The 23,132-nt window shown below is 62.8% G+C and carries 25 protein-coding genes; 16 read left to right on the plus strand and 9 right to left on the minus strand.

Translation table 11 applies throughout. From position 1 onward, the window contains the following. Nucleotides 1–94: 94 nt before the first annotated feature. Entirely contained in the window at nucleotides 95–946 is an 852-nt protein-coding gene (locus S4A8_RS15215; RefSeq protein WP_353220789.1) for a hypothetical protein, read from the plus strand. Between the two features lie 289 nt (nucleotides 947–1,235). Next, nucleotides 1,236–1,964: a gamma-glutamylcyclotransferase gene (locus S4A8_RS15220; RefSeq protein ID WP_353220790.1), complete on the plus strand. Its 729-nt coding sequence runs from the start codon at nucleotides 1,236–1,238 to the stop codon at nucleotides 1,962–1,964. 89 nt (nucleotides 1,965–2,053) lie between these two features. Here S4A8_RS15220 and S4A8_RS15225 read toward each other — a convergent pair whose 3' ends face one another. Both S4A8_RS15225 and S4A8_RS15230 read right to left on the minus strand, forming a co-directional pair. Continuing rightward, entirely contained in the window at nucleotides 2,054–2,194 is a 141-nt protein-coding gene (locus S4A8_RS15225) for a hypothetical protein (protein ID WP_353220791.1), read from the minus strand. Nucleotides 2,195–2,213: 19 nt separating this feature from the next. Further along, entirely contained in the window at nucleotides 2,214–3,035 is an 822-nt protein-coding gene (locus S4A8_RS15230) for a YrhK family protein (RefSeq protein WP_353220792.1), read from the minus strand. Between the two features lie 353 nt (nucleotides 3,036–3,388). On the opposite strand from S4A8_RS15230, the gene S4A8_RS15235 reads away from it, so the two are divergent. The 4 genes from S4A8_RS15235 to S4A8_RS15250 all read left to right on the plus strand — a co-directional run bounded on the left by S4A8_RS15235 (nucleotide 3,389) and on the right by S4A8_RS15250 (nucleotide 7,713). Further along, nucleotides 3,389–3,514: a hypothetical protein gene (locus tag S4A8_RS15235; protein ID WP_353220793.1), complete on the plus strand. Its 126-nt coding sequence runs from the start codon at nucleotides 3,389–3,391 to the stop codon at nucleotides 3,512–3,514. Nucleotides 3,515–3,598: 84 nt separating this feature from the next. Continuing rightward, a complete protein-coding gene (locus S4A8_RS15240) occupies nucleotides 3,599–5,212 on the plus strand; it encodes a hypothetical protein (protein WP_353220794.1) in 1,614 nt (537 codons plus the stop codon). Next, on the plus strand, nucleotides 5,209–6,438 hold the full coding sequence (locus S4A8_RS15245) for a hypothetical protein (protein ID WP_353220795.1): 1,230 nt from the start codon (nucleotides 5,209–5,211) through the stop codon (nucleotides 6,436–6,438). The genes S4A8_RS15240 and S4A8_RS15245 overlap by 4 nt, the downstream gene beginning before the upstream one ends. After that, on the plus strand, nucleotides 6,439–7,713 hold the full coding sequence (locus S4A8_RS15250) for a WD40/YVTN/BNR-like repeat-containing protein (protein ID WP_353179355.1): 1,275 nt from the start codon (nucleotides 6,439–6,441) through the stop codon (nucleotides 7,711–7,713). It begins immediately after the preceding gene. 75 nt (nucleotides 7,714–7,788) lie between these two features. Here the strand turns inward: S4A8_RS15250 and S4A8_RS15255 are convergent, their stop codons facing one another. Next, nucleotides 7,789–8,046 carry a hypothetical protein gene (locus S4A8_RS15255; RefSeq protein WP_353220796.1) on the minus strand — a complete coding sequence of 86 codons (258 nt, stop codon included), beginning with the start codon at nucleotides 8,044–8,046 and terminating at the stop codon, nucleotides 7,789–7,791. A 198-nt stretch (nucleotides 8,047–8,244) separates the two neighbouring features. Between S4A8_RS15255 and S4A8_RS15260 the strand changes: the two genes are divergently transcribed. Continuing rightward, on the plus strand, nucleotides 8,245–8,691 hold the full coding sequence (locus tag S4A8_RS15260) for a beta-lactamase hydrolase domain-containing protein (protein ID WP_353179352.1): 447 nt from the start codon (nucleotides 8,245–8,247) through the stop codon (nucleotides 8,689–8,691). 190 nt (nucleotides 8,692–8,881) lie between these two features. On the opposite strand, the gene S4A8_RS15265 is transcribed toward S4A8_RS15260, so the two are convergent. Continuing rightward, nucleotides 8,882–9,268, minus strand: coding sequence for a DUF2267 domain-containing protein (locus tag S4A8_RS15265; RefSeq protein ID WP_353179350.1), 387 nt, complete (start codon nucleotides 9,266–9,268; stop codon nucleotides 8,882–8,884). 194 nt (nucleotides 9,269–9,462) lie between these two features. Between S4A8_RS15265 and S4A8_RS15270 the strand changes: the two genes are divergently transcribed. Both S4A8_RS15270 and S4A8_RS15275 read left to right on the plus strand, forming a co-directional pair. Beyond that, a complete protein-coding gene (locus S4A8_RS15270; RefSeq protein ID WP_353220797.1) occupies nucleotides 9,463–10,284 on the plus strand; it encodes an MBL fold metallo-hydrolase in 822 nt (273 codons plus the stop codon). An 18-nt stretch (nucleotides 10,285–10,302) separates the two neighbouring features. Beyond that, on the plus strand, nucleotides 10,303–11,304 hold the full coding sequence (locus S4A8_RS15275; RefSeq protein WP_353220798.1) for a hypothetical protein: 1,002 nt from the start codon (nucleotides 10,303–10,305) through the stop codon (nucleotides 11,302–11,304). A gap of 83 nt (nucleotides 11,305–11,387) precedes the next feature. Here S4A8_RS15275 and S4A8_RS15280 read toward each other — a convergent pair whose 3' ends face one another. Both S4A8_RS15280 and scpC read right to left on the minus strand, forming a co-directional pair. Next, the gene (locus tag S4A8_RS15280) at nucleotides 11,388–11,837 is read right to left on the minus strand and encodes a CBS domain-containing protein (RefSeq protein WP_353220799.1); all 450 of its coding nucleotides are present in this window, start codon (nucleotides 11,835–11,837) and stop codon (nucleotides 11,388–11,390) included. 222 nt (nucleotides 11,838–12,059) lie between these two features. Next, on the minus strand, nucleotides 12,060–13,577 hold the full coding sequence (scpC, locus tag S4A8_RS15285; protein WP_353220800.1) for a succinyl-CoA:acetate CoA-transferase ScpC: 1,518 nt from the start codon (nucleotides 13,575–13,577) through the stop codon (nucleotides 12,060–12,062). Between the two features lie 41 nt (nucleotides 13,578–13,618). Here scpC and S4A8_RS15290 point away from each other — a divergent pair, with 41 nt between their 5' ends. Together S4A8_RS15290 and S4A8_RS15295 are read left to right on the plus strand one after the other, a co-directional pair. Next, the gene (locus S4A8_RS15290) at nucleotides 13,619–14,377 is read left to right on the plus strand and encodes a hypothetical protein (protein ID WP_353220801.1); all 759 of its coding nucleotides are present in this window, start codon (nucleotides 13,619–13,621) and stop codon (nucleotides 14,375–14,377) included. Nucleotides 14,378–14,501: 124 nt separating this feature from the next. Next, the gene (locus S4A8_RS15295) at nucleotides 14,502–14,780 is read left to right on the plus strand and encodes a peptidylprolyl isomerase (RefSeq protein WP_353220802.1); all 279 of its coding nucleotides are present in this window, start codon (nucleotides 14,502–14,504) and stop codon (nucleotides 14,778–14,780) included. Between the two features lies 1 nt (nucleotide 14,781). Here S4A8_RS15295 and S4A8_RS15300 read toward each other — a convergent pair whose 3' ends face one another. Further along, nucleotides 14,782–15,396 carry an IMPACT family protein gene (locus S4A8_RS15300; RefSeq protein ID WP_353179338.1) on the minus strand — a complete coding sequence of 205 codons (615 nt, stop codon included), beginning with the start codon at nucleotides 15,394–15,396 and terminating at the stop codon, nucleotides 14,782–14,784. Between the two features lie 198 nt (nucleotides 15,397–15,594). On the opposite strand from S4A8_RS15300, the gene S4A8_RS15305 reads away from it, so the two are divergent. The 3 genes from S4A8_RS15305 to S4A8_RS15315 all read left to right on the plus strand — a co-directional run bounded on the left by S4A8_RS15305 (nucleotide 15,595) and on the right by S4A8_RS15315 (nucleotide 17,846). Next, a complete protein-coding gene (locus S4A8_RS15305; RefSeq protein ID WP_353179336.1) occupies nucleotides 15,595–16,338 on the plus strand; it encodes an SHOCT domain-containing protein in 744 nt (247 codons plus the stop codon). A gap of 351 nt (nucleotides 16,339–16,689) precedes the next feature. Continuing rightward, nucleotides 16,690–17,607, plus strand: coding sequence for an alpha/beta fold hydrolase (locus tag S4A8_RS15310; RefSeq protein WP_353220803.1), 918 nt, complete (start codon nucleotides 16,690–16,692; stop codon nucleotides 17,605–17,607). 8 nt (nucleotides 17,608–17,615) lie between these two features. Beyond that, nucleotides 17,616–17,846 carry a DUF3820 family protein gene (locus S4A8_RS15315; protein ID WP_353220804.1) on the plus strand — a complete coding sequence of 77 codons (231 nt, stop codon included), beginning with the start codon at nucleotides 17,616–17,618 and terminating at the stop codon, nucleotides 17,844–17,846. On the opposite strand, the gene S4A8_RS15320 is transcribed toward S4A8_RS15315, so the two are convergent. Then, complete coding sequence (locus S4A8_RS15320; protein ID WP_353220805.1) at nucleotides 17,824–18,450, minus strand: hypothetical protein; 627 nt, start codon at nucleotides 18,448–18,450, stop codon at nucleotides 17,824–17,826. The two genes, S4A8_RS15315 and S4A8_RS15320, sit on opposite strands and share 23 nt — an antisense overlap. 68 nt (nucleotides 18,451–18,518) lie before the next feature. Here S4A8_RS15320 and S4A8_RS15325 point away from each other — a divergent pair, with 68 nt between their 5' ends. Then, on the plus strand, nucleotides 18,519–18,944 hold the full coding sequence (locus S4A8_RS15325; protein WP_353220806.1) for a lysozyme inhibitor LprI family protein: 426 nt from the start codon (nucleotides 18,519–18,521) through the stop codon (nucleotides 18,942–18,944). Nucleotides 18,945–18,983: 39 nt separating this feature from the next. On the opposite strand, the gene S4A8_RS15330 is transcribed toward S4A8_RS15325, so the two are convergent. Next, nucleotides 18,984–20,378 carry a YdgA family protein gene (locus S4A8_RS15330; RefSeq protein ID WP_353220807.1) on the minus strand — a complete coding sequence of 465 codons (1,395 nt, stop codon included), beginning with the start codon at nucleotides 20,376–20,378 and terminating at the stop codon, nucleotides 18,984–18,986. 358 nt (nucleotides 20,379–20,736) lie between these two features. On the opposite strand from S4A8_RS15330, the gene S4A8_RS15335 reads away from it, so the two are divergent. Beyond that, nucleotides 20,737–23,127 carry a PAS domain S-box protein gene (locus S4A8_RS15335; RefSeq protein WP_353179325.1) on the plus strand — a complete coding sequence of 797 codons (2,391 nt, stop codon included), beginning with the start codon at nucleotides 20,737–20,739 and terminating at the stop codon, nucleotides 23,125–23,127. The last annotated feature ends 5 nt before the right edge of the window (nucleotides 23,128–23,132 follow it).

Raw genomic sequence — 23,132 nt, forward strand, 5'->3', positions numbered from 1 at the left:
CCCGAATAACCCGAATAACCCCTGAATGACGTGCACGGTTTCGGAAAGTCACTTAACCGCGCTACTGTGTGAGCAAAGGTATGAAGGGGGATGTATGCGCCAGTGGTTTTGGCTGTGCTTGAGTTGGGGTTGGGTCTTGGTCGTCGCGGGGTGTGCCACGGCGTACGGGCCGCGTGATGCTAACGCCCACGCGGATGCGTCCGGCTATGTAGATCGCGAGATTAAGCCGGGTGTCCACGAAATCTATTACAACGCGAACGCGTATACCTCGCCAAAACAGGCGAGAGCGCTTTGGCACCGGCGTGCTGCAGAACTGTGCCAAAGCGATGACTATGGCTACGATCTTCGCGAAGATGAAGCGTTTCACTCTGACATCGCTTATGCATCCGGCATGGTCTACGCCAGCAACAGTCATAGTCCGCGGTTTTACGGTGTTGCAGACTGCAACCGTTCGGGCACGTTGACACTATTTCGGGCGACGCGCGCGGAGCAACAGGCAGCATCGGATCCGGATGCAGAGATCCATGTCCCGCCGGACAGCCAGTCTGTATCGCAAATTAAGCTGACTTGTAATAATTACTACTCGCTAACAAGGCACTGTTCCACGCTTTTTGGTGCGCAGCTGAATTTGTCGTTAGATGGCGTGAAATTCCGGATTTCCTCAAGTCAAGCGGGCGATCAGCTCTACATCGCACTTCCGCAAAAGGCGCCCGCGTATAAAGGCAAGTACGATGCCAATGAGTACATCAACACGGCGTATTACTTAGTCAAAGGGATCGCAAACGACGCCGGTTTGAAGGCGCAGGCTGTCCAACCGGTTAAATCATTTTTGTTGGGTGTACGAGGCTATCTCGTCGCCTTCGACGGTAACGTCTATTCACTCCTTCTGCGTGAGTCCGACTCCGGTACGCCCACGCCAGCATCGGGGCTCGATGTTCGTCTTTGACTTTACTTAGGGTCGAATGGCGCCGGTTGCGAATAGGCCGCAAATCCTGGGGATGTCAGGCGTCGATACGGGGAACGGTGTATTAATCAAGTTTATCGCGATTTGATTTAAGAACTGGTGTCGGTAGACATCCGTGAACCGTTTAGGTGTGACCACGGTTATCACTGGTGTGATCGTTCTTGACCCGCCGCGATTGGCTGAGCGGAAGATCTCAATCGGGCCCGTTTTTTGCACTGGCTTTGCTGACGCTTTTTGATCAGCAACGCCTATGCGGCGCAATAATAGCGGCATGACGCAATCCGACCCTCGCAATCGTGCGTTACCCAACGGGATTACCCGCGAGGTGCTCGAACGCGACGAACTACGCCGGGCGCTGGCGCTGGCGCATCCGGGCGTGGCGATGCTCAGCGATGCGCAGATGCAAAGCTCTATTGGCGCAATGCTCAAGCAGCGCCCGCCCACGGTGGATCTCGATGCGGGGGTGTGGGTTTTCGGCTATGGGTCGCTGCTCTGGAACCCTTGCGTGCCGGTGGCCGAGTGGCGCGACGTGCTGCTTTACGGTTTCCATCGCGATTTTCGTATTCGGCTGACGCATGGCCGTGGTTCGGCCGACGCGCCGGGGTTGATGCTCGGCCTGGTGGCCGGCGGTTCCTGCCGGGGCATGGGGCTGCGGTTGCCGCCCGACGATCTGTCTCACGAGTTGTTGATGATCTGGCGGCGCGAAATGCTTACCGGCGTTTATACGCCGCGTTGGGTCACGCTGTACGACCGCGACGGCGCGTCGCTGCCGGCGATGACCTTTGTCGCCAACGCGGCGCACCCGAGTTTTTGCGCACGCCTGGACGATTCGGCGGTCATTAACATGCTGGCCACCGGCCACGGCATGATCGGTTCGGCCGCGGAATATCTGAACAGTACCGTGGCCCATCTCGACGACCAGGGCATCCATGATCATCGGCTGCGCACGCTGCGTGCACGGGTGAACGCGGCGGTCGCCGCGCGCAATGCCGAGGCGTGATCGCGACCCGATGTGCGATTAAGCATTGCGATCGTCGGATGCACTCTGCGGCATGCTCGCTATAACGGCGGCCGGATAACACGGACGACTTACCCGGCCGCGATGCGCACCTGTCGGAGCAGACGCGCAGCGTAGCGCTTTATTTCATCGACGATTTGATCGATCACCTTGGATTGGCAGGGCATCTGGGTGCGTGTGTGCTCGGCTTTGTCTGGGAGCTGTTCGGCCATGTCACGCAGCCAGGCCTTTTCAGGAAAGACTCTGTGCCGATGGGGCTTTGGCGCGCCAGGCGCGGCGAAACTCGGCGGCACTGATGTCGCCGCGCATATACGACATGAGCAGCACATCGTCGTTGGCGTGGCGGCTTTCGCCATCGCGATGCCGGCACATGAGCAGATAGGCGCGGTAGTAGTTGAAGACACCGCCGAGAAAGAAAAGCAGACTGCCGATCAGGTACTGCCAGGCCAGAAAGGTGAACAACCGCTGCTTGCTCGCCAGGTTATCGAAGGTCCACAGGTAGGGAACCGAGGCGATCGCGAACAGCACCGAGCCGACCACAAAAGTGACCGCCGTCAGATTGGTCATTTGCATGGACAGCAGCGAGGGGGCCTGGACAATCTGCAGCACATTCACGCCCGCCCCGAGCACGAAAAGCAGCGAACCGATAATGAAGCACCAGGCGCCGGCGACGAACCAGCCCCACCAGCTCAGAAAGAACAGGCTGCCTACCGTAAACAGCAACGTGCCCGCCAGGTAGCTGGCCGCAGCAATCAGTTCGAGACGCCGGTCGGGGGCGTGACGGTTGTGCTGGTGCCAGAACTTGCGCACTTCCAACATGTCGTGCCCGGTCACCACCAGGTAGAGAATCGAGCCGACGAAGAAGACCCAGGCACCGATATTCTGATACGCCTCGAGTCGCGGAAAGAAAAACACGCTGCCGACGATGAACAGAAAACCGCCGACCTTGTAGAGGATCGCGTTGGCCGTTTCCCAGCGGAAATCGTCACGCAGGTTCGGCGTGTCGCGGGTCAGATCGGACAGTTTATGGCGATTGGTAAACAGGTGGGGCACGGGGCGATCCCTTCGCTGTGCCGGCGATCGGCATGTTCGCTATGGTAGCAACGCTTTTGATGCAAGATGCAGCCACCGCGCCACCCGCGTGGCGGATAAACGTGCCCAATAAACCTCGTGCCCAATCAGGCGGCGCGCAATGTTTTATCGGCGCCGCGCGGGTTTTGCTTTATTCTTCCGCCACCTACGGGTTCGGGCCAGGTATGCGGATACGCGGCACGTGGCTCAGCGGCGTTTTTGATGTTGTATGAAACGTGGGCCGCATTCAGGCAAGCAGGTGGTCCGCCAGTGAACGCGAAGATACGCGACTAAGGCAAAGACAGATCGCTCGCAGCCCGGAGAGTCTGATGTGCATGCGCATGCACAACTGTGTACCCGATCAGGAAGGCGGTTATGTCGACAGGCGTGCAACGCATTTCAACCGGCTTGTGACCGCGCTCGGATCTCGGGTGGCCATGCGCGTAGCGCGCCTGGGCTGATGGAATGCGTAATTTCAGGCGGCGATCGATCGGGCGTTCTGGATCGCCGACCGGCACGTAGCAGACATTGATAAGCGAGTTGCGATGAGTTCGCCGGATCTTTTGCATTACCACCACGACCGGGCCGACCTGCGCGGTGTGGCGTGGCTGCTGGGTCTGGGCGGGGCCGTGGTTCTGGCGATCGGTCTGGCGTTGGTCGGCCAGCGTGTGGCCGCGCCCTACGATCAGTTGATTGCGGCGATTGCGATCGTTATCTGGCTGGCTGCGCTGGGCGTGGCGATCTGGCGGGTGCGTGCCGCCAGCGGGCGCGCGGATACGTTGGCCCTGGACGCCAGCGGGTTTAGCTCGAAGCTGTTCGGCCGGGTGAATTATGCCCAGATCACGCGCTGTAAGATCGCCCGCGATACCAAGCTCTGGCGCTGGGAATACGGCGCGCCGGCGCTGATCCTCAAGCTTACCGACAAGCGGCGCCTGCGTTTTCACCTGGACGCGCGCCACTACGAATCGGATCTGCTGGATTACGTGGCGTTCGTGGATACGGTATCCGCCGCCGCTGGCAGCCACGAGCCAGCCCCTGCGGTATTCGGCAGCGCGCGGTGGTTTGGTGAGTCCGTGGCCGCGACGCCGGCGTCTCGACATCCCGGCGCCGCGCCGGCGCCGGCCGCGCAGCGCGAGCCATCGGCCGGGTCGAGCGCGGCACGCGAACGCACGCCACCCGATCGGGTCACGCGCCCGCGCCCGGCTACCGCCGCCCGTGCCGAGGCCAGCCCGAATGCCGACGAAGGCGATGGATCGGTGGCCAGCCGGCTTAGCCAGGCCAATCGGCAGGCCGGGCAGCGCTTTCGCGAGCAGATGAAACGCAACAGCAAATGGGCCGCGTTGGGCATGGTGCTGTTGTCGCTGAGTTATACCATCCGGGCCTGCGACATGGGCTGGGTCAAGTCGACATTTGCGCCGGGCCCGTTCGACAACATGGCTGAACGCGCGCCGGCCGCGTTGGACAAAAGCGCCAGCATGCTGCAGCAGGCAATCGCCGACAAAGGCCCGGTCTATCTGTGGAGCAACGTGGCCGGGGACGCCGCCAAGCCCGTGCTTGCGCCCAATGTCGATATGCAGAATGTGGGTATCGACACGCTCGACATGATGAATACCGCCGGGCGTATCTCGCGTTTCATCGTCGACGGTGAAGCCGAAGGCTATCGCATGGGTGTTCAGCACGACGACACGCTGACCCTGTCGGACTATTCGAAGATCTCGCTGCGGCCGGTGGCCGGCGAACACCGGCTGTTCTTCTTCCTGCTGCCGCCAGAGGGCGTGGACGTGGAAAAACTCACCGGCCGCAAGATGCCGGATATCACCTGGCGAGTGCGCTATCGCGATGTCGCCGATATTCCCGAGCAGATGGCGCAGGCGAGCACGCGCCTGCCGATGTCGCTGGTGACGCGCTGGCTGCAGATGACACCGCCACCGCGCCTGATGGTCGCCGGCGCGCACTACTACGGCATGACCGAGGCGGACTTCGAGGCCGCTGTCGATGTGATCAAGCAGGATTTCGAGCGCCACGACATTGACACCACGGCGTTTGCAACCCGGCGTTTCGCCAACGGCACGACTCGCAAGACGCCCGTCAACGACCAAGCCACGGCGGATCGGACTTCCGCGAACGCCGCGTCCGCCGTGCAGGAGCCCAGCCGATGACAGCCCGTGAATCCGTGGCCGACGTGTCGCAACGTCCCGGCGCAGTATTTTTCGTACGCGTGACCTGTCGTGATCTTACGCAGCTGATCATCACCGACAGCACGACCCTCTATCGTCTGCGTACTGAAGGCGGCGTGTTCTTTTTCGATGCGAAGCAGTTCGATGTCGACGCCCTGGCGCGCAAACTGCGCCGCGGCGAACAGGTGACCGTCGGTGCCCATCGGCTACAAGATGGCAACGCCTGGCTGCATTGGGTCAAGACCGCGGATGGTCAGGTATGGGCAGGCGAGCCCACGCGCCGGCGCTGGCTGGCACCGCTGGTGCTGGCCTTGAGCTGGCTGCCGATCGCCCTGGCGCTGGTATTGCCGGGCGCGGTCAATATCGGTTGGGTGCTGCTGCGCATCGTGCTGTTCTGTGTCGCAGCCGCCGCGTTCGGGTGGTCGCTCTACCGGGTGTTGATGACCCTGCATCCGGGCCGACGGCGGCTGCGCCGTGCGCTCGCGGCCACGAAGCGCGGCCAGCAGCCGACGCTGAGCGCGCCGCCGTCGTTTGAAGCGCCCCCAGCGCTGGCCCGCCCCGATGGCGTCTATGGCGATATCGGGCTGATACAGGATCGCTTGCGTAAGGTCCGGGTCGCGCTCAAAACGTATGGCAGTGGGCGCGCCCAATACAGCGTGCACGAATACCAGCTGGATTGTGGTGGCGCGACATTCGGTCTGCAGACACAGGCCGGCGACTGGCGCCGCGCGCTGGACCCGATTCTCGCGCGCCGCTCGCCGTTGTTTCTGGCCCAGGGCGATCGCGTGGCGCTGCTGACCTCCATGGCCGATGGCGAAATCCGCGGCGTGCTCAACCATAGCGACGGCAGCGCCCATGTGGCCTTCAAGGGTACGCCCTATACGTCCATGGCGCGGTGGCTCGTGTTGGTGCTCGTCGGGCTCATAAGCGCGTTCATGAGCGTCATCCTGCTCGGTATTTCGTTCTATGACTGGTACGAGCGCGGTGTCGGGCCCGATTACTGGGACTGGCTCGAGGTGGCGCGGATGCTCGGCGCGGTCGGACTGATGCTGCTGCTGTTTTTCAGCGCGATCGGCCTGATCGCCGAGCGTATCCATTATTTCTATTTTCGAGCACGAGCGCGCGTGCCGCTCGAAAAGATCCTGGGTCTCGCGTTTCAGTGGCGGCTACGCCAACAGCGAAGCGCCATCATCAATGAGCTTGCCTGAATGATTCCGGTCTGGTTACGGCCGTGGGTGCTCGCGGCGCTATTGGCATACGCGGTATTCGGCTTGTATTGGTATCTGTTCGTCGGTTATGCCGATAGCTGGCACGAGCAGCCGGAACAACGGCTCGCCACCCGGCTGGCCGAGCCGGTGGATGCAACCAAGCTCAAGCTGGCCGGCGCAGGCGGGCATATCCTGGCCAGCCTGGTTTCCAGCGGCCGCGACGGTGAGGTGGAAGCCTGTGCGCAGGATGGCGACTGCCCAACGCCCTGCCCGGCCGGCGGCGAGATCGCGGTGGGCGACAAGCAACCCGTGCTCAATTGCCTGGTGCCCGCCGACACGGTGGAAAAGGACGAAATCGCGCGTCGTGTCGACCAGCTCATGGGCGATACCGACACCCAGCAGATCAACTATCTGCTGCGCGGCGACGACCAGCGCCTGCAGGTCGCCGCCCGCCTGCAGGGGGAAGTAAAGACTTTGGACTGTGGCCCGGCCGGCCATTGTTATCTGATTGCCCAACTGCCCGATTACGAGAACAACACGGTCTTTGCGTCCCGGGATTTTGGCGAGCACTGGCACGTGGCCGCACACAACGTGCTGAACAAAGCCTATGTGCCGCATATCCTCGCCATCGATGGCGCTAATGTCTGGGTCGAGGGCTATCGCCGGGTGTATCGCTCCGAAGATGGCGGTGCGCACTGGCGTGTGCTCGCCGACGAAGCCCGGCTCATTGCCCACGACGACGTGCTGATCTCGAAGAAATTGCAAAGCGACACCAGCGAGTCATTTCGCTGGTGGCTGGACGACGCGGGCCAGCTGTATGCCATCACGGGCGACCGGTATAGCGACAACGAGAATATGACGATCGTGCGCATGGATGCGCATAGCGGCGAGATTCTGGCGGTCTCGCGCCACCGCGGCAGCTTTGCCATGCTCGCGAATGGTCCGGGCGGGCAGCTGTTCGGTATCTATGCCACACGCGAGCCCAAGCGTTATACGCTCTATCGCCTGCGGACGGGCGAGTGGACGCCTGTCCTGGCCAGCGGCGATGTTCGGCTGAACAATCTGCGTGCCAATGCCCACGCCCTGTTGGTCGAAAAAGGTATCGGCGACGGCGAACACCTATTGCTTAGCGAAGATGGCGGTGCGCACTGGCGGGCAATGGCCAGTCTGCGCTATGACGAACGCGCGCAATTCGCGCCGACGAAGCCGGGCTGGCTGCGTTTTGGCTATCGTAATCGCCAGGGTTACTACGGCTATCGCTGGATTCGGCCCTAGGGTTTATCGCGCTTTTGGCGTATCGGTCGGCCCTGGCCGCCGGGCGGCGCCGCGATGGGCACCGCCCCGACGAGGTTAGCCATAGGCTGGGGTGGACATGCCTAGCGCCCGGGGCGCGCCGGAAAGCGTCTTTTCATCGCGGCCGGTTGCGGTCGCGTTGACCGACGACCCGGCCAGGCGGAATTGTTGAACCAGCTTCACCAGGTCCATGGCCTGGCTGCGCAGGCTTTCGGCGGCGGCGGCCGACTGTTCGACCCGCGCTGTGTTGGGCCAGGGTGCGTGGACTTCGGATGCGGCCACGGCGAACCTGCGGCCCTGCTCGCCGGCGCGCATTCGCAGCGCGTGGAAAGGCATGCATGGCGTCAACCGTGTGTTTTCTTACCTGAGCGTTGCCGTTACGTTACCATTGGACAATGGCAAATAATGCGACGACGGATCGAATGCCGATGCGTCGATCACCTCATCGCTCGCCGGCGCGGCGCGTTTGCGCGCGCCCGCCCATCTTATGACCTATAGGCAGGAGCAATCCGTATGTCCGACTACACCGATGGCCTGGTAAACGCGCGCCGCTTCGAGCGCGGTATCGTTACCGCTGGCCAGCCGACCGCCGCCCAGCTCAAAGCCGCACAGGCCCAGGGCGTGAAAACCGTCATCAACCTGCGGCCCGAGGGCGAACTGCAGGATTTCGATGAGGCTGCGGTCGTCAAAGAAACCGGTATGAACTATGTGCATATCCCGGTCGCCGGGCCGGACGATATCAACGACGCGAATGCACGGCTGCTCGATGAAGCCTTGGTGCCCGGTGCCCTGCCGGCGCTCGTGCATTGCGGCAGCGCCAACCGGGTGGGCGCGCTGATCGCCTATCGTGCGCGTTTCATCGAGCACAAGAGCGATCACGAATCCATGGGGCTGGGGATTACCGCCGGTCTCGACCCGGATTCGCCGTTGCTCGACGCGGTGGCCGCCAAGATCGGCTGACCTGGCGCGTGCGCAAGGCGCGCGTTTTGGCGCGCCCCTTCGACAGGCGGTTTTTCGCTTACGCGGTGTGACACCGACACCACGGCAAGCCAACGCCCTGCCCGAACCTTGCGATCAGCGACCACGAGAGGCCGGGCCGGGTAGCCGGCGAACGAGCCGCCGCGACCGTGGCTTGGTGCTGAGCCGCCGGTCAGTCGGCGAGCAGGTTCTCCAGTTCGCCGGGCAAATCGAAGGCGGTGTTGTCTGCTTCGCCTTGGCTGAGCGCGTCGTTGAGCGTGCTGGCCACGGCACGTGCGAGCGCTTGCGCATCGGCCTGTTCCAGCTCGGCGCGAAACATCAGCTTGGAATAGAACGCCTCCAGACTGATGGGGACGTCTGTCGTATCCGCCCGATTGCCACCGGCAATGACCGCATCGGCGATTTCGTCGGGCAACTGGGATGCCATTTCCTTGGCCTGGCCCTTGGGCAGGTGCTCGCAGAGGGTGTCCAGCGTAATCAGCGTGCCCTGATGGACGACGTCCGGATCGAGCTGCGGGCAGGCGTCGTAGACCTGGGCGATGAAACGGTCGGTTTGCATGATCAATATCCTGTTCGTGGCGCGAACGGGCGGCGCCGTTTGAATATGCCAGTCAGCTTGGACCGCCCCCGCCAGCGGCGATATACCGATTAACCCTGACGCCCGCTGCGCGCATTTCTACGGATAGGCGTATCCGCCCAGCGAAGCGCAAGGTGTGCGCCTTACGCCACACCCGTGCGAACAAGGAGTGCGCCATGCCCTTCAATCCCCTTCACGACAAGACACTGCCGGTCACCTCGCTGCGCAGCGGCGATGGGCACGAAGTGCTCGACGACGTCTATTGCCTGCCGGTTCAGATCGTCAACGTCTATTTCGTGGGCCATCCCGAGCGTGCGCAGGACTGGGTGCTGGTCGATGCCGGCATGCCCAAAAGCGAAGACACGATCCGAAAAGCCGCCGAGCAGCGTTTCGGCGTCCACGTACCGCCGCGTGCGATCGTGCTCACGCATGGGCATTTCGATCATGTGGGTGCCGTGGTCGAACTGGCCGAGCACTGGGACGTGCCGGTGTATGTGCATGCCGACGAGCTGCCCTTTGTGACCGGCGAGAAGGCCTACCCCAAGCCGGATCCGAGCGTGGGCGGCGGCCTGGTCGCGCGGGTGTCGCCGTTCTTTCCGACCGAACCGGTGGATCTCGGCGCGCATGTGCGTGCGCTGCCCGAAGACGGCACCATCGCCGAGCTGCCGGACTGGCGCTGGGTAGCCACGCCGGGCCATACCCAGGGGCATGTATCGCTGTTTCGCCAGGCCGACCGCGCGCTGATCGCCGGCGATGCCTTCGTGACCGTGCAACAGGAGTCGCTGTACAAGGTCTTCACCCAGCAGCGCGAAATCAGCGGCCCGCCGCGCTATCTCACCGAAGACTGGGCCCAGGCCAAAGCCTCGGTCGAGCGCCTGGCCGCGCTCGAACCCTCGGTGGCGATGACCGGGCACGGCATGGCGATGGGCAGTGACGAACTGCGCATGAACCTCAAGGATCTCGCCGCGCGTTTCGATGAACTCGCGATGCCGGATTAGCGCCATGCCGGGTGCGATATGAATATCGCGAGCCGATGCGACCGCCAGGCGCTTCGACAGGGGCTGGCCGGCGGTGGTGCCGTGGACTGGGCCATGAGCGGGTTCCTGCGGCCGGGCAACAGCGTCGTCGTGACCGGCTTCTGGCGTAGCGGCACGACTTTTCTGCTCGAACAGCTCACGCAACTGTGGCGTGCCAAACCCGTGTTCGAGCCGTTCCAGCCGGAATTGCCGGGCTATCGTGCGGTACTCGATACGCTCGTGCCGGCAACGATGGAACGCGGCCGCACCGATCATTACCTCATGCCCTACGCGCTGGACGACAGCCTGGCGCGGTATGTGAGCCGGGTGCTGCGCTATGGTCTGGTGGATGTGCGTATCCAGCGCTCGCGCTCCAATCTGAGCGCCCACGGCCGCGGCCCGCGGGGCGTGCCCGAGTCGATCATGCAGCATGGTCTGGCGATGCGCCCGCGCGTGGTGGCCAAGTTCGTGCGGGGCGCGCTGCTCGTGCCTGCCCTGCGCCAGCGCTTGGCCGTGCCCGTCTTTCATATCCGGCGTTGCCCGCACGGCGTGCTGGCCAGCTACAAAAGCGCCGGCTGGCAGGATTTTCAGGCCGATCGCATCGGCCTGCGCCGGCTGTTGCTCGAGATAGACGACGGGCGGGCGGCGTTCTTCGCGCCGATGGCGACGCTGATCGACGAGCTCGACAAAGGCAATGCCGACCAGCGATTGGTGGCCTACTGGGCGCTGACGGAGAAATTCGTGGATGCCCATGCCGAGCATTACATCAAGGTGCCCTACGAAGCGCTGGCCACCGGCGAATTCGACCTGGCAGCGCGACTCGCCCAGGCGGGGTTCGACGTCAAACGCGCCCGCTCGGATGGCTTCAACAGCAGCACGACCTCGGCACATCGCGCGCATCTGAGTGCTCGCGAGCGGGTGGACAGCTGGCGCCACAAGCTCAGCGATGAGCAAATCCGTCAGGTCGACGACATCGTGGCCCGTGTCGGCGTGCGCGGGTGATCGCCGACATCGGCGCATCGGTTTAGCCGATGCTAGAACGGCCCAACCCGCGAATGGCCCGCTGCCGGTTCAGGTGCGCCGAACTAGGACGCCGACGCGTGCTCGGCTTCGATCAGGTCGATGGCCATACGAACATAGTCGATATGCGACACGATACCGACCAGTACGCCGTCATCGACCACCGGCAACGTGCCCTGGCGGCGGCTTAGCAGCAGCTTGCCGGCGTCGACCAGCGGCGTATCGCTGGTAACGGTCTTGAAGTCGTGCTGGAGCACATCGGCCAACGGTATCTGGCCCATGCGATGGCCCAGCTGATCGGAACCGTGGGTTTCGGCAATCTTGAGCGCTTCACGCAGCACGATCTTCTGGGTCACGAGCCCGACCAGCTGCTGGTCCTCGTCGAGTATCGGTATATGGCGAATCTGATGTACGCCCATCAGCTCGCGACTGTCGTAAAGCGTCTGGTTGTGGTTCAGCGTGATGACCTCGCGGGTCATGATGTCGGCAACGCGGGCACGGGTCGCAGTGCTCATGAATCCTTATTCTCCGATGGCGGCAGTGTGGGCACGATATCGCACGGCAGTGATTCAACCCGGGCGGGTTGCTGGGCCTCGGGTTCGACGATGTCTGCAAACGCTATGGCGATCAACAGCAGCGGCGGGCGTGCGCACGCGAGCCGTTATGCGTCTATCGGCCGCCAGGGCGCAAGCCTGAGCCGCGTGCGATGCGGGTATGACAGGCGCGTACCGGCTGGATTAGGTCTGTCCGGCCACCATCGCATGCATCGAGCCATCGCGTTCGGCGGCCACATGCCAGGCCAGTGCCTGTTCCAGGCAATGCGGCGTATGGCCTCCGCGTGCACAGGCGGTTTCGAAATAGTCAGCCAGTGCCGGGCGATAAAACGGATCGGCACAGCGATCGATGATCACACGCGCGCGTTCCCGCGGTGCGAGCCCGCGCAAATCCGCAAGCCCGTGCTCGGTGACGAGAATGTCCACATCGTGTTCGACGTGATCCACATGGCTGACGAAGGGCACCACGCTCGACAGGGCGCCGGTCTTGGCGGTCGAGGTGGTCACGAAGATCGACAGATGACTGTTGCGGGCGAAATCGCCCGAGCCGCCGATGCCGTTCATCATGCGCGTGCCGTTGATATGAGTCGAATTCACGTTGCCGTAGATATCGAATTCGATGGCGGTATTGATGGCGATCACCCCCAGGCGGCGCGACATGCCGGGGTGGTTGGATAGCTCCTGCGGGCGCAACACGATGCGCTCGCGATAGTGCGCCAGGTTGTTCCATACCCTGGCGCCGTAAGCATCGGATAACGTGATTGCGCTCGCCGAAGCAAAACGCAGCGTGCCGTGGTCGAGCAGCTCGAAGGTGCTGTCCTGCAGGACTTCCGAATACATGGTCAGATTTTCGAACGGCCCGGCCATCAAGCCGTGCAACACGGCGTTGGCCACGCTGCCGATGCCGGCCTGAAGCGGCATGAGTGACAAGCTCATCCGGCCAGCGGCCACTTCGTTTTCGAAAAACTCGATCAGGTGCTCAGCAATACGTTCGGTGGTCGCGTTGGCGGGGGTGATCTCGGCCGGGCTGTCCTGTTCCGTGGTGAGCACGATGGCTGCGATCTTGTCCGGATCGACCGGAATATGCGGCGTGCCGATGCGTGTATCCGGCGCGCTGATGGGGATCGGTCGCCGTCCAGGGCGCTTTTCGGGCAGATAGATATCGTGCAGCCCGATCAGCGCTTCGGGCGCGGCGACATTGAGTTCGATGATGATCTGGTCGGCCTGGGCGACAAAGCTTGCCGAGTTGCCCACCGAAGTGGTGGGAATGATGCCGCCGTCGGCGGTAATCGCCACCGCTTCGATTACGGCGATATCCAGCGCGCCGAGCTGATCGTGGCGCAACTGTTCTGCCATTTCCGACAGATGCGTGTCGACGAACATGACCTCGCCGCGATTGATGGCGGCACGCAGGCGTTTATCGACCTGAAACGGCATGCGCCGGGCCAGCACGCCGGCATCGGCGAGAATGCCGTCGATATCGTGGCCGAGCGACGCCCCGGTCATCAAGGTGATCTTGAGCGGATCGCGTTCGGCGCGCCGGGCCAGCGCCAGCGGTACCTCCTTGGCTTCGCCGGCTCGGGTGAAGCCGCTCATGCCCACGGTCATGCCATCGTGGATGAGCGCCGCCGCCTCATCCGCGCTGTGCAGGCGGTCGCGCCAGCCCGGTAGTTGGCAGCGTTGGGCGGCGAGTTCGATCATGGGCGCGATTCGGCGGGCAAACAAACCGCCATTTTAGTCGATTGATCGGCCGGCCATGGGGACGATACCGCTTACGGATTGCCGATTTGGCTTATCCACCGACTATGGCTAGATTACCCGGTAACGCCGAACCCACGTCGACGAGCCGGGGGTGGCTCCAGGTGCGGCGGGTATATGCCTATTCATTGGGGGAAAAGATGTTCGTATCCGCTCGACGGCTAAGCCGTCATGTTCTGCTGTGCTGCTTCGTTGCGGTGACGGTGCTTTCGACCGGCTGTGCGACCCATGTCGCGAGCGACTATCCGCAGTATCTTGAGAAAAACGCTGGCGATTCGAACCTGCCGTCCACCGACCGGGCTTCGGCTTATTATCTGCCGCCCCGAACGGCGGCGTTGAGCTATGAATTCAGAGCGTTCAGCACCGGTGTGGCCAACAAGTGGGTCGTGGACATCGGCGAAATGCTCGACGACACGCTGCAGTCGCGTGATGTACAGACCGCCTTCAATGGGCTTCGCAAGGTAGCCGATGCCAACGCGGCAAGCGATGGCTTGCTGACATTCGCGTTGCAAACGTATTCGTTCAACGATTTTGCCGCCCAGATCTCCATGCATGTGACCTTGCAAGCGGGCGGGCGCGAACGGTTGTCGAAAGTGTACGAATCGAGCGGCAAATCGCAGATGGGCAAGATGATGCTCGCCGGCGCATTCGGCCAGAAAAATGCCGTTCAGCAATCCACCAAGGCCGCGCTCGATGACATTCTTCGACAGCTGATCAACGACATCAACGCCCTGTCCGATTAAGCAGACGCGTCGCGGTTTTGGGTCAGTTCCGGCCGGGCCCGGTTCGTGGGTCGGTATCGGCGGTCGTTTGGGCAGAAATTGCCGTAATATGGCGGGCCTATCTTTCAAAGCAGGAGTATCTGCCATGGCCAAAGCCAGCGCCCGTCATATTCTCGTCGACAGCGAAGACAAGTGCCTCGAGCTCAAGAAAGACATCGAAAACGGTCGTGACTTCGCCGAGGTCGCGCGTGAGCATTCATCCTGCCCGTCTGGCCGCAAGGGTGGCGAGTTGGGCACCTTCGGTCGTGGCCAGATGGTGCCGGCGTTCGACGAAGTGGTCTTCAGCGCGCCGCTCAACGAAGTACAGGGCCCGGTGAAAACCCAGTTCGGCTATCACCTGCTAGAAGTCACCGAGCGCGGTTGAGCTACTCGCAACAGACCAGGCGCCCGCCCAGGCGGGCGTCGAGTTCGGCCAGTGTGACGCCTGCGTCTAACGGCCAGGCCACGGTCAGCCTAACGCCCGCCGCATGGTAGGCAGCATCGACGATATCGCCCTCGTGCTCGGCAAGCCAGGCACGGGCGGGCTGTTCGTCGGCAAAGCCGAGCTCGAGCACGAGCGGGCGGCGCGGTATGTATTCGCAGGTGGGCAGATCGGCCAGCAGCGCGCTCACGGTCTGTGCATAGGCCCGCGCCAGACCGCCGGTGCCCAGCTTGATGCCGCCGAAATAACGAATCACCACACAGGCGATCCGGCCCAGACCGCTACCCTCGAGCACCTGGTACATCGGCCGGCCCGCGGTGCCGCCGGGCTCGCCATCATCGGCAAAACCGATGGCCTGATACTCGCCCGGCGCGCCGGCGATAAACGCCGAACAATGATGCGTGGCATCGGGATAGCGCTCACGGGCAAGCGCGACCAGTCGCTGTGCCTCCTCGGCGCGATCGATGGCCGCGCACCAGCCGATGAACTGGCTCTTCTTGATCTCGAGACTGACGCTATAGGGGGCATCGAGCGACGCGCGCGGCATGCGAAAGCGCATGGAAACTCCTCACGGGCAAACCGTTGCCGCGGCCGCCGGCTGCGACGCCATTGAAAACCGCTGACCGGCCCGGCTGTTGGCTGCCGGCTTGATAACCGGTGTGGACCGAAGCCTGTATTGCAACACAAACCTGCGGCACGCGAATGCCGCGACAGACCCTAGAATAGGCCACCTCATGCATTCGCCCGTTATCTCGCCATGAACGATTCCGCCAGCCCGGCTCAGCTTGCCGATCATGCCGAACGCTTTGGCTTTAGCGTGGCCGCGGTGGCGCATCTGTGGTCTGCCGTGGTCCAAGGCGGCGGCGATATGGCGATGTTCGATCACCCGGAGTTCGCGGGCCCGGGCCAGTGGATGCGCGGCGGTTTGATCATGATCACCGAGCCGGCCAATCAGGTGCTCAAAAATCGTATCGATGCCTTGTGTAATGCCCTGTCGCGCCTGTTTCGCGAACAGGCCGCAGACCGGCGTCACGAACCCTGGCGAATCAATCCGAATGCGCGTGGCTGGGATACCGTGGTGCCCGCGCACGAGCGCTGGTGGCCGGCCGATTTGGGCGAGCCGGCCGCGCGTGGCGAAAATGCCAGCCTGGCCTATGCCTATTTCGACGGCCCGGCGCGGCTGGCGATTCGTCGCGCGGGGCGGGTCACGCTTTATGCCACGGGTGCGCATCATATTACCGGCGTGGCTCAGGCGCAGACCGCCGAGACAGGCGAGATCGTTTTCACCAGCCAGATCGGTGAAGTCGTGCTCGCCGATCTGGCATGTATCGCCGACCACGACGCGGGCGATTCGGCGCCCGCAGCGCGAGCGGGTGCGACTGGCTCGCCGCACGACGCCATTCTCGATGCACTGGAGCGCCTGGGCGAGCTCAAGCGACAGGGCGTGCTCAGCGAAGCCGAGTTCGCGGCCAAGAAACAGGAACTGCTGGCCAGACTCTAGGGCGTGTCGTCATAAGATACGGCGTCGCATCGGCAGCCAAGCGCCGGCAAGACAAGGCATCGCGAGCGTCGCGTGGCCATGCCACGTGAGCGAGCCCCTGAAAATCGACTATGGCGCCGGGTTGCCGGGGCTTGGCCGCCGACCCTCCGGGTTGCCCGCGTCGGACGTGCCATGCGGCGTTGCGGACCTTGACCGTGGCGGGCCACGCTCGGCGGCCCGCGCCTTGCCTGACACGCCCGATGCGGGCAATGCGACGTCATATCTTATGACGACACGCCCTAGGCGTACCGTAACGAGCCATGGCGTAGCATGCACAGGCGCGGCCATTCCTTTTTCGAGCAGCGAGCTGCCATGAACACAAGTGATAACCTACCGGCGGCCCTGGCGGGCGAACGGCGCACGTTCGAAACCGATGTCGGCACGATCAGCTATTATTTCGACAAGGGCGATGGCGCGGGCGGAGTGCCGCTGGTGCTGGTACACAGTATCAACGCGGCGGCGTCGGCCTACGAGGTCAAGCCGGTTTACGATCGCTATCGCGGCAGACGACCGGTCGCCGCGATCGATCTGCCCGGCTACGGTTTCAGCACGCGAGCGGCGATACGCTACACGCCAGGCGTGATGACCGATGCCATCCATGCCTGGATCGAGCAGATTGCGGCCGATACCGGGGCAGACCAGGTCGATGCGATGGCCTGTTCGGTCGCTTGCCAGTATCTGGCCCGCGCGGCCCAGCAGCGACCCGGGCGCTATCGCAGTATCGCGCTGGTCAGCCCGGCAGGTGTCGACACCCGGGCATCGGCGCGCCCGCATGGCGATGCAACGCGGGGCAAGCCCTGGCTGTACGGCGCGATCACGGCATCGAACGCGCTGTCTCGCGGGCTTTTCAGCGCGCTTTCGAGCCGGGCCAGTATTCGTTACTTTCTGGAAAAAACCTTTGGCGGCAAGGATGTAGACCCGGGCCTTATCGACTATGCCTATCGCAGCGCCCACCAGCCGGGCGCGCGCCATGCGCCATGGTCGTTTCTTTCCGGTTATCTGTTCAGTGCCGACGCGGCCGGACTGTACCGTGGCCTGAGCCAGCCGGTCTGGTTAGCCTACGGTAAACGCAGTGATTTCTCCGATGCCGCCGCCCGCGATATCGTCGAGGCGCATACCCAGTCGCTTGTGACATCCTTCGATGCGGGCGCCTTGCCCTATTTTCAGCAGCCGGACGCGTTCTTCGACGCTTATGGTCGTTTTCTCGCCGCGCTCGGCGCCCCGGCCTGAAAAGCCCGATGGATACGGCGGACCTGCAAAAACTGGTCACCCGCACGATGCCCTTCGGCAAGTACGAAGGCCGTGTGATCGCCGACCTGCCCGGCCATTATCTCAATTGGTTCGCCCGCAGCGGCTTTCCTCAGGGCGAGATTGGTCGGCTGCTCGCGCTCATGCACGAAATCGACCACAACGGCTTGAAACCCTTGCTGGCGCCGCTACGCGGCGCTAACGATAAAAACGCGCCTTGAGCAGACGGTCGATTTCGTCATAGAAACCGGCGAAGCGTTCGCCCGTCTCGGCCATGATTTTCGACAGCGCGGGATTGGGTTCGCGTTCGGCCAGTGTCGCGGCCATATAGTGTTGCTGGTCGGCCGCGCCCAGCAGGCGGATGAGCAGGCCGCGCTCGAAGGCGGTGCCGGAATCGCCGACCACCGGTGCGAAGCGTTTGAGATTGGCTTTCTTCTGGGCGTCGCGTGCAGCCTTGATGATCGGCGGGTCAACCTGCTGGTGCAGATCGAGCGCGGGATAATCGGCCGCGAGCGCTTCCAGGCGTTGCGCGAGCGCGGCGCAGTAGTCGGTCATCTCGGTGACAACGCGCTCCACGTCGTCGGATTCGAATTTCACGTACAACAGGGTGTCGACCTTCGCCAGCCCGCTCGCGTTGGAATACAGATCGCTATAGCCGGCATTGAGCTGGGCGCGCGTGCTCTGGGTCTCGCCGTCGGCCGGCGAGGATTTATCGCCTTGCCGGTCGAGTACGGCACAGCCGCTGAGCAGTAACAGCAAGACCGCGGCGAGCAGCACCGGCGGTATGGTGGGTCGTGAGCGAACAAAGGCGGCGATCTGGGTCATGATAGGCGAGCTCAGGCGCGACAGCGTCGATGCATTCGCTTCATCCTAGCGCGTAAGCCGAGTGGATAATGAAATATCTGGCAATGCTCTTACTCTGCGTGGCCGCCAGCGCCGGCGCAATCACCAATCCGGATGCGCCGGCTTATGTCGACGACTTCCAGGCGCGCATGGCCGCCTATGACGCACGGCTTGCCAATGCGTCGACGACGCGGGCCATGAATCAGGCCAGCACCGACATGGCCCAGGCCTTGGACGACGAGCTCAATACTGCCTATAAGCAGCTGATGACCCGCCTGACCCCGACCCAGCAAGCGGGCTTACGGGCCAGTCAGCGCCGCTGGTTGGCCTTCCTCGACGCCGAGTTCGAGTTCTTGAACCGGCTGTTCACGCGCGAAAGCCATGGCACCTCGGCCGCGCTGGATGTCGGCCAGGCCCGCAACGCGCTGGTGCGCGCCCGGGCCCGGACGCTGTGGTCGTATCTCGAACAGCGGTAAGGCCAGCTGGCGAGATGGCCGGCCTTACCGCGAGTTGGCCTACTGAAACAGGCTGTCGAACAGGGGCTTGAGCTGTTGCGCCGGGATGGTGCGCCCGTTGAGCACCACGGTGTTCACATCCGTATGCAGCTTCAAACCCACGGCGCCGTCTTCGCGCATGAGCAGCCCCTGTTGCACCAGGGCGTCGAGCTGCGTGCGCAGATCGCGTGCCATGGCCGGCTTTTCGCTGGCCAGCTTTGTCGCGGTCCAGTCGATAAGTTGCTGGTCGACGAATACATCCGCATCGAGCGTCAGCCGCTGGGCCAGCGCCATCACGGGCATCTCGCGCGCCATTTCCTTGAGCTGCTGTGGTAACTCGTCGGGCGAAAACAGCCCCACACTGGCGAGCGCACGTGCCTTGCCGTGGCCGGTCTCGACCGCCGGGATCGCCACGCTGAGCTTGGGCGTGCCCGACAGGATCTGTGGCCCCAGCTCGATCAGCGCCCGACCGGTACGTGCCTGGATCTGTTCGGGCGACAGATTGGCCGGGTCGAGATCGCGCATTGCCACGATCAACTGCTCCAGCGGATCGGCCTGCAAGCCGGTCAGGTCGAGTTTGATGGCGGCGTTGTCGATGTCGATATCGACCGGTTCGCCCTCGCTCGGCGTGCCTTTAACGCGCAGATCGGTGATGTCGTAACCGGCATGCAGTTCGACCGTGTCGTCTTCGGCCTGTGTGCTGTTGGCCTTCAGGCGCATGCCGTAGCTGATATCGAATAGCCCGGGTTTCTCGTAGACACGGTAATTGCCCACGCTGGCTTCGAACTGGCTGCCCCAGTCCAGCGCGGCATCATCGTTGCCGAGGTTGGCCATGGCACTGCCCGAACCGCTCAGGGCGATATCCTCGACCAGAACATGGCGATCGCCGGCGTCGATTTGCAGACCGCCGCCGCCGAGCTGGAAATCCACCTGGTTGTCGTCGCGCGCGTAATGGCCTTCAAGGCCGTCCCAGCGGACATGCGCATCCGGATAGTCCGGCACATCCTTGTCGAACGACGGCGAGTGGATATCGATACGGTAACCGCCGCCGAAGCCGAGTCGCGTGTCCGCCACCAGCGGCGGGCCGTCGAAAAAGTGGTCGAGCTTTGGGGCCACATCGAGCGGCATCGTGCTGTGGATGCGAGCCCAGCCGAAAACGAGCAGCGGCCCGTGGGTGATGTCGTGCTCGATATCGAAGGTCTTGTCCTCGATACGTAGCTGTGTGACTGCATGCGAATGCAGCCAGCCGCGCTCATAACCGGTCACCTCGATGGGGTAGCCGAATTCGGTGCGTGCCTGGGCAATGCCGTCACGGAACTCGTTTTCCACCTTGGTACCGATCCAGTAGGGCGCAACGCCGGCAACCAACACCAATAGGATCGCTACGACGGCGATGCCGATCGTCTTTTTACTCATCGAGGCTTTCTTGTTCGCAAGGGTAACAAGGGCGCGAGTTTATGCATCGTAGCCGGCGTGCGCATCATTATCGTGCAGGCAATCATTTCAGCGGCCACCTTTTTGCGCCAATAACCTGTTTTTGGGGGGTAATTCGGATACTCTCGAAAACTGACCCAATCGGCTGATTGGAAAAGACATTTTGGCTGCGCGCATCTGCGGCCATACAGTAGCGGTCAGCGGCCGCCAGCTCGTCTCATTTTTGGCGCGCGGGTTTGCGTCGGTCGGGTGTTTATCCTTTGCGCCATATTTACAGAAACAGTACAGAACGGCCGATATCGACCGATATGATCCAAAATCACCGCTTGTGGCGGCAACGATGGCTGTAACCGAACACATGTATTCGAACGATATGGAACTCGAGCGCCTGCGCGTGCTCGACGACTATGCGTTGCTCGATACCGAGCCCGAAGCCGAGTTCGATGCCATCGCGCGCCTGGCGGCCCGGCTGTGCAACGTCCCACACGCGTTGATCACATTTATCGACGCCGACCGACAATGGTTCAAGAGCCGCTTCGGGGTCGAGGCCACCGAAGCGCCGCGCAATATTTCGATGTGTGCGGCCGTGCTTGGCGAAGACGGGCTGATCGAAGTGCCCGATGCACGCGACGATGCCCGCTTTGCCGACAACCCGATGGTGACCGGCGAACCGCATGTACGCTTTTATAGCAGCATCATTCTCAAGGTTGGCGCTGGTCACCGGCTGGGTTCGTTGTGTGTATTCGACTCTTTGCCCGGACCGCTCGACGAGCGCCAGCGCGAGGGGCTGCAAGATCTGGCCGACCTGGCCGTGGCCCTGATCGAACAACGCCTGGCCAAGCGGAATGCCGAAACCCGCGAAGCGATGCTTGGCAGCCTGCTGGAAGCGCTGCCGGGCGGTGTGGTGGCCTGCGACGCCCAGGGCGAACTCACGCTATTCAATTCCAGAGCGCGTACCTGGCACCAGAGCGACCCGATGCATATTCCGCAGGCGCAGTGGGCCGAATACTTCAATTTATACGAGGCCGATGGCGAAACCCTGCTCGTGCCCGAACGCGTGCCGTTGATTCGCGCGCTGGGGGGTGAATCGGTACGCGATGTCGAAATGTGTATCAAAACACATGACCTGGCGCCGCGATCGGTGGTGTGCAGTGGGCGGCCATTCTTCGACTCTCAGGGGCGCTTGATCGGTGCGGTCGCGGCGATGTTCGATATCACCGCGCGCAAGGCACATGCACGCGAAATTGCCCAGGTACGCCAGTATCTGCAGGCAGTGGTCGATGCCTCGACCGAAGTCGCCATCATGGCGACCGATAACGCGGGCACCATCACGCTGTTCAATCCCGGCGCGGAACGCCTGCTTGGCTATTCGTGGTCCGATGCGGTCGCCCGTATGAGTCTGCTCGACCTGTACGATCGCGACGAACTGGCGGCTTTCGTCGCCGAGGTGCAGGCTGAAGCGGGGCGTGAACTCACGCCTATCGAGGCCATTACCGCACGCCCGCTGCGTGGGCAGATCGAAAGTCGCGACTGGCATTTCGTGTGTGCCGATCACAGCCAGCGCATGCTCAGGCTGGTACTCAGCGCCATTCGCGATCATGCTGACGCGGTCATCGGTTTTCTGGGCATCGCGATCGACCGCACCCAGCTACTGGCTATGGAGCAGGCTTTGTATACCAGCCAAGCGCGGTTTCGCATCGCGTTCGACAGCGCGCCCCAGGGTATGGCGCTGGTCTCGCTCGAGGGGCGCTTTGTCGAAGTCAACCAGTCGCTTTGCGACATGCTTGATTATGCGCGCGAAGATCTGCTCAAGACCGATTTTCAGACGCTCACCCATCCTGACGATCTGCACAACGATCTGGGCCATCTAAGCAGGCTCGTCGAAGGGGAGATCGGCTCCTACCAGATCGCCAAACGCTATTTCTCGCGTTCCGGTGAATGCATATGGGCACAGCTGTCGGTCGGTGTGACCCGCGATAGCGATGGTGCGCCGCTCAATTATGTGGCCCAGATTCAGGATATTACCGCCGAGCGCGAGCTCGATCGCATGAAAAGCGAGTTCGTGGCCGTGGTCAGTCACGAGCTGCGTACGCCGATCACCTCCATCAAGGGCGCGCTGGGATTGCTCAAGTCGGGCGCGCTCGGCGCGGTGCCACCCGGGTTCGAGGAAATGCTGGCGGTGGCACAGAAGAATTCCGAGCGCCTGGGGCTGCTCGTCGACGATCTGCTGGATTGGGAGAAACTCGCCGCCGACCGGGTGGCCTTCGATTTCCATATCCACGATCTGCGCGGTCTGCTCGTCGAGGCGATGGATAGTAATAAAGGCTATGCCGATAGCTTCGATGTCGGGCTGCAGCTCGTCGGCGACGAATCGCTACAGGTTTCGGTCGATGCCCTGCGCTTTGCCCAGGTGTTGGCCAATCTTTTGTCCAACGCGATCAAATTTTCGCCCGCTGCCGGCCGGGTGACGTTGTCGTATGCGGCCCGCGATGGCCAGGCGGTCATTTCTATTGCCGATAACGGCCCGGGTATTCCGGTGTCGTTTCGCGACAAGGTTTTCCAGCTGTTCGCGCAGGCCGATGGCGGCAATACCCGCCGCCAGGGCGGCACCGGTCTGGGGCTTGCGATCACAAAACAACTGGTCGAACAGATGCACGGCACGATCGATTTCGAAAGCGTTGAAGGTGTAGGTACCACCTTTCAGGTGACCTTACCGCTTAAAACCCTGTAAAAGAA

The sequence above is a fragment of the Salinisphaera sp. S4-8 genome, assembly GCF_040361235.1.
In the GTDB taxonomy this organism is placed as follows: Bacteria; Pseudomonadota; Gammaproteobacteria; order Nevskiales; family Salinisphaeraceae; genus Salinisphaera.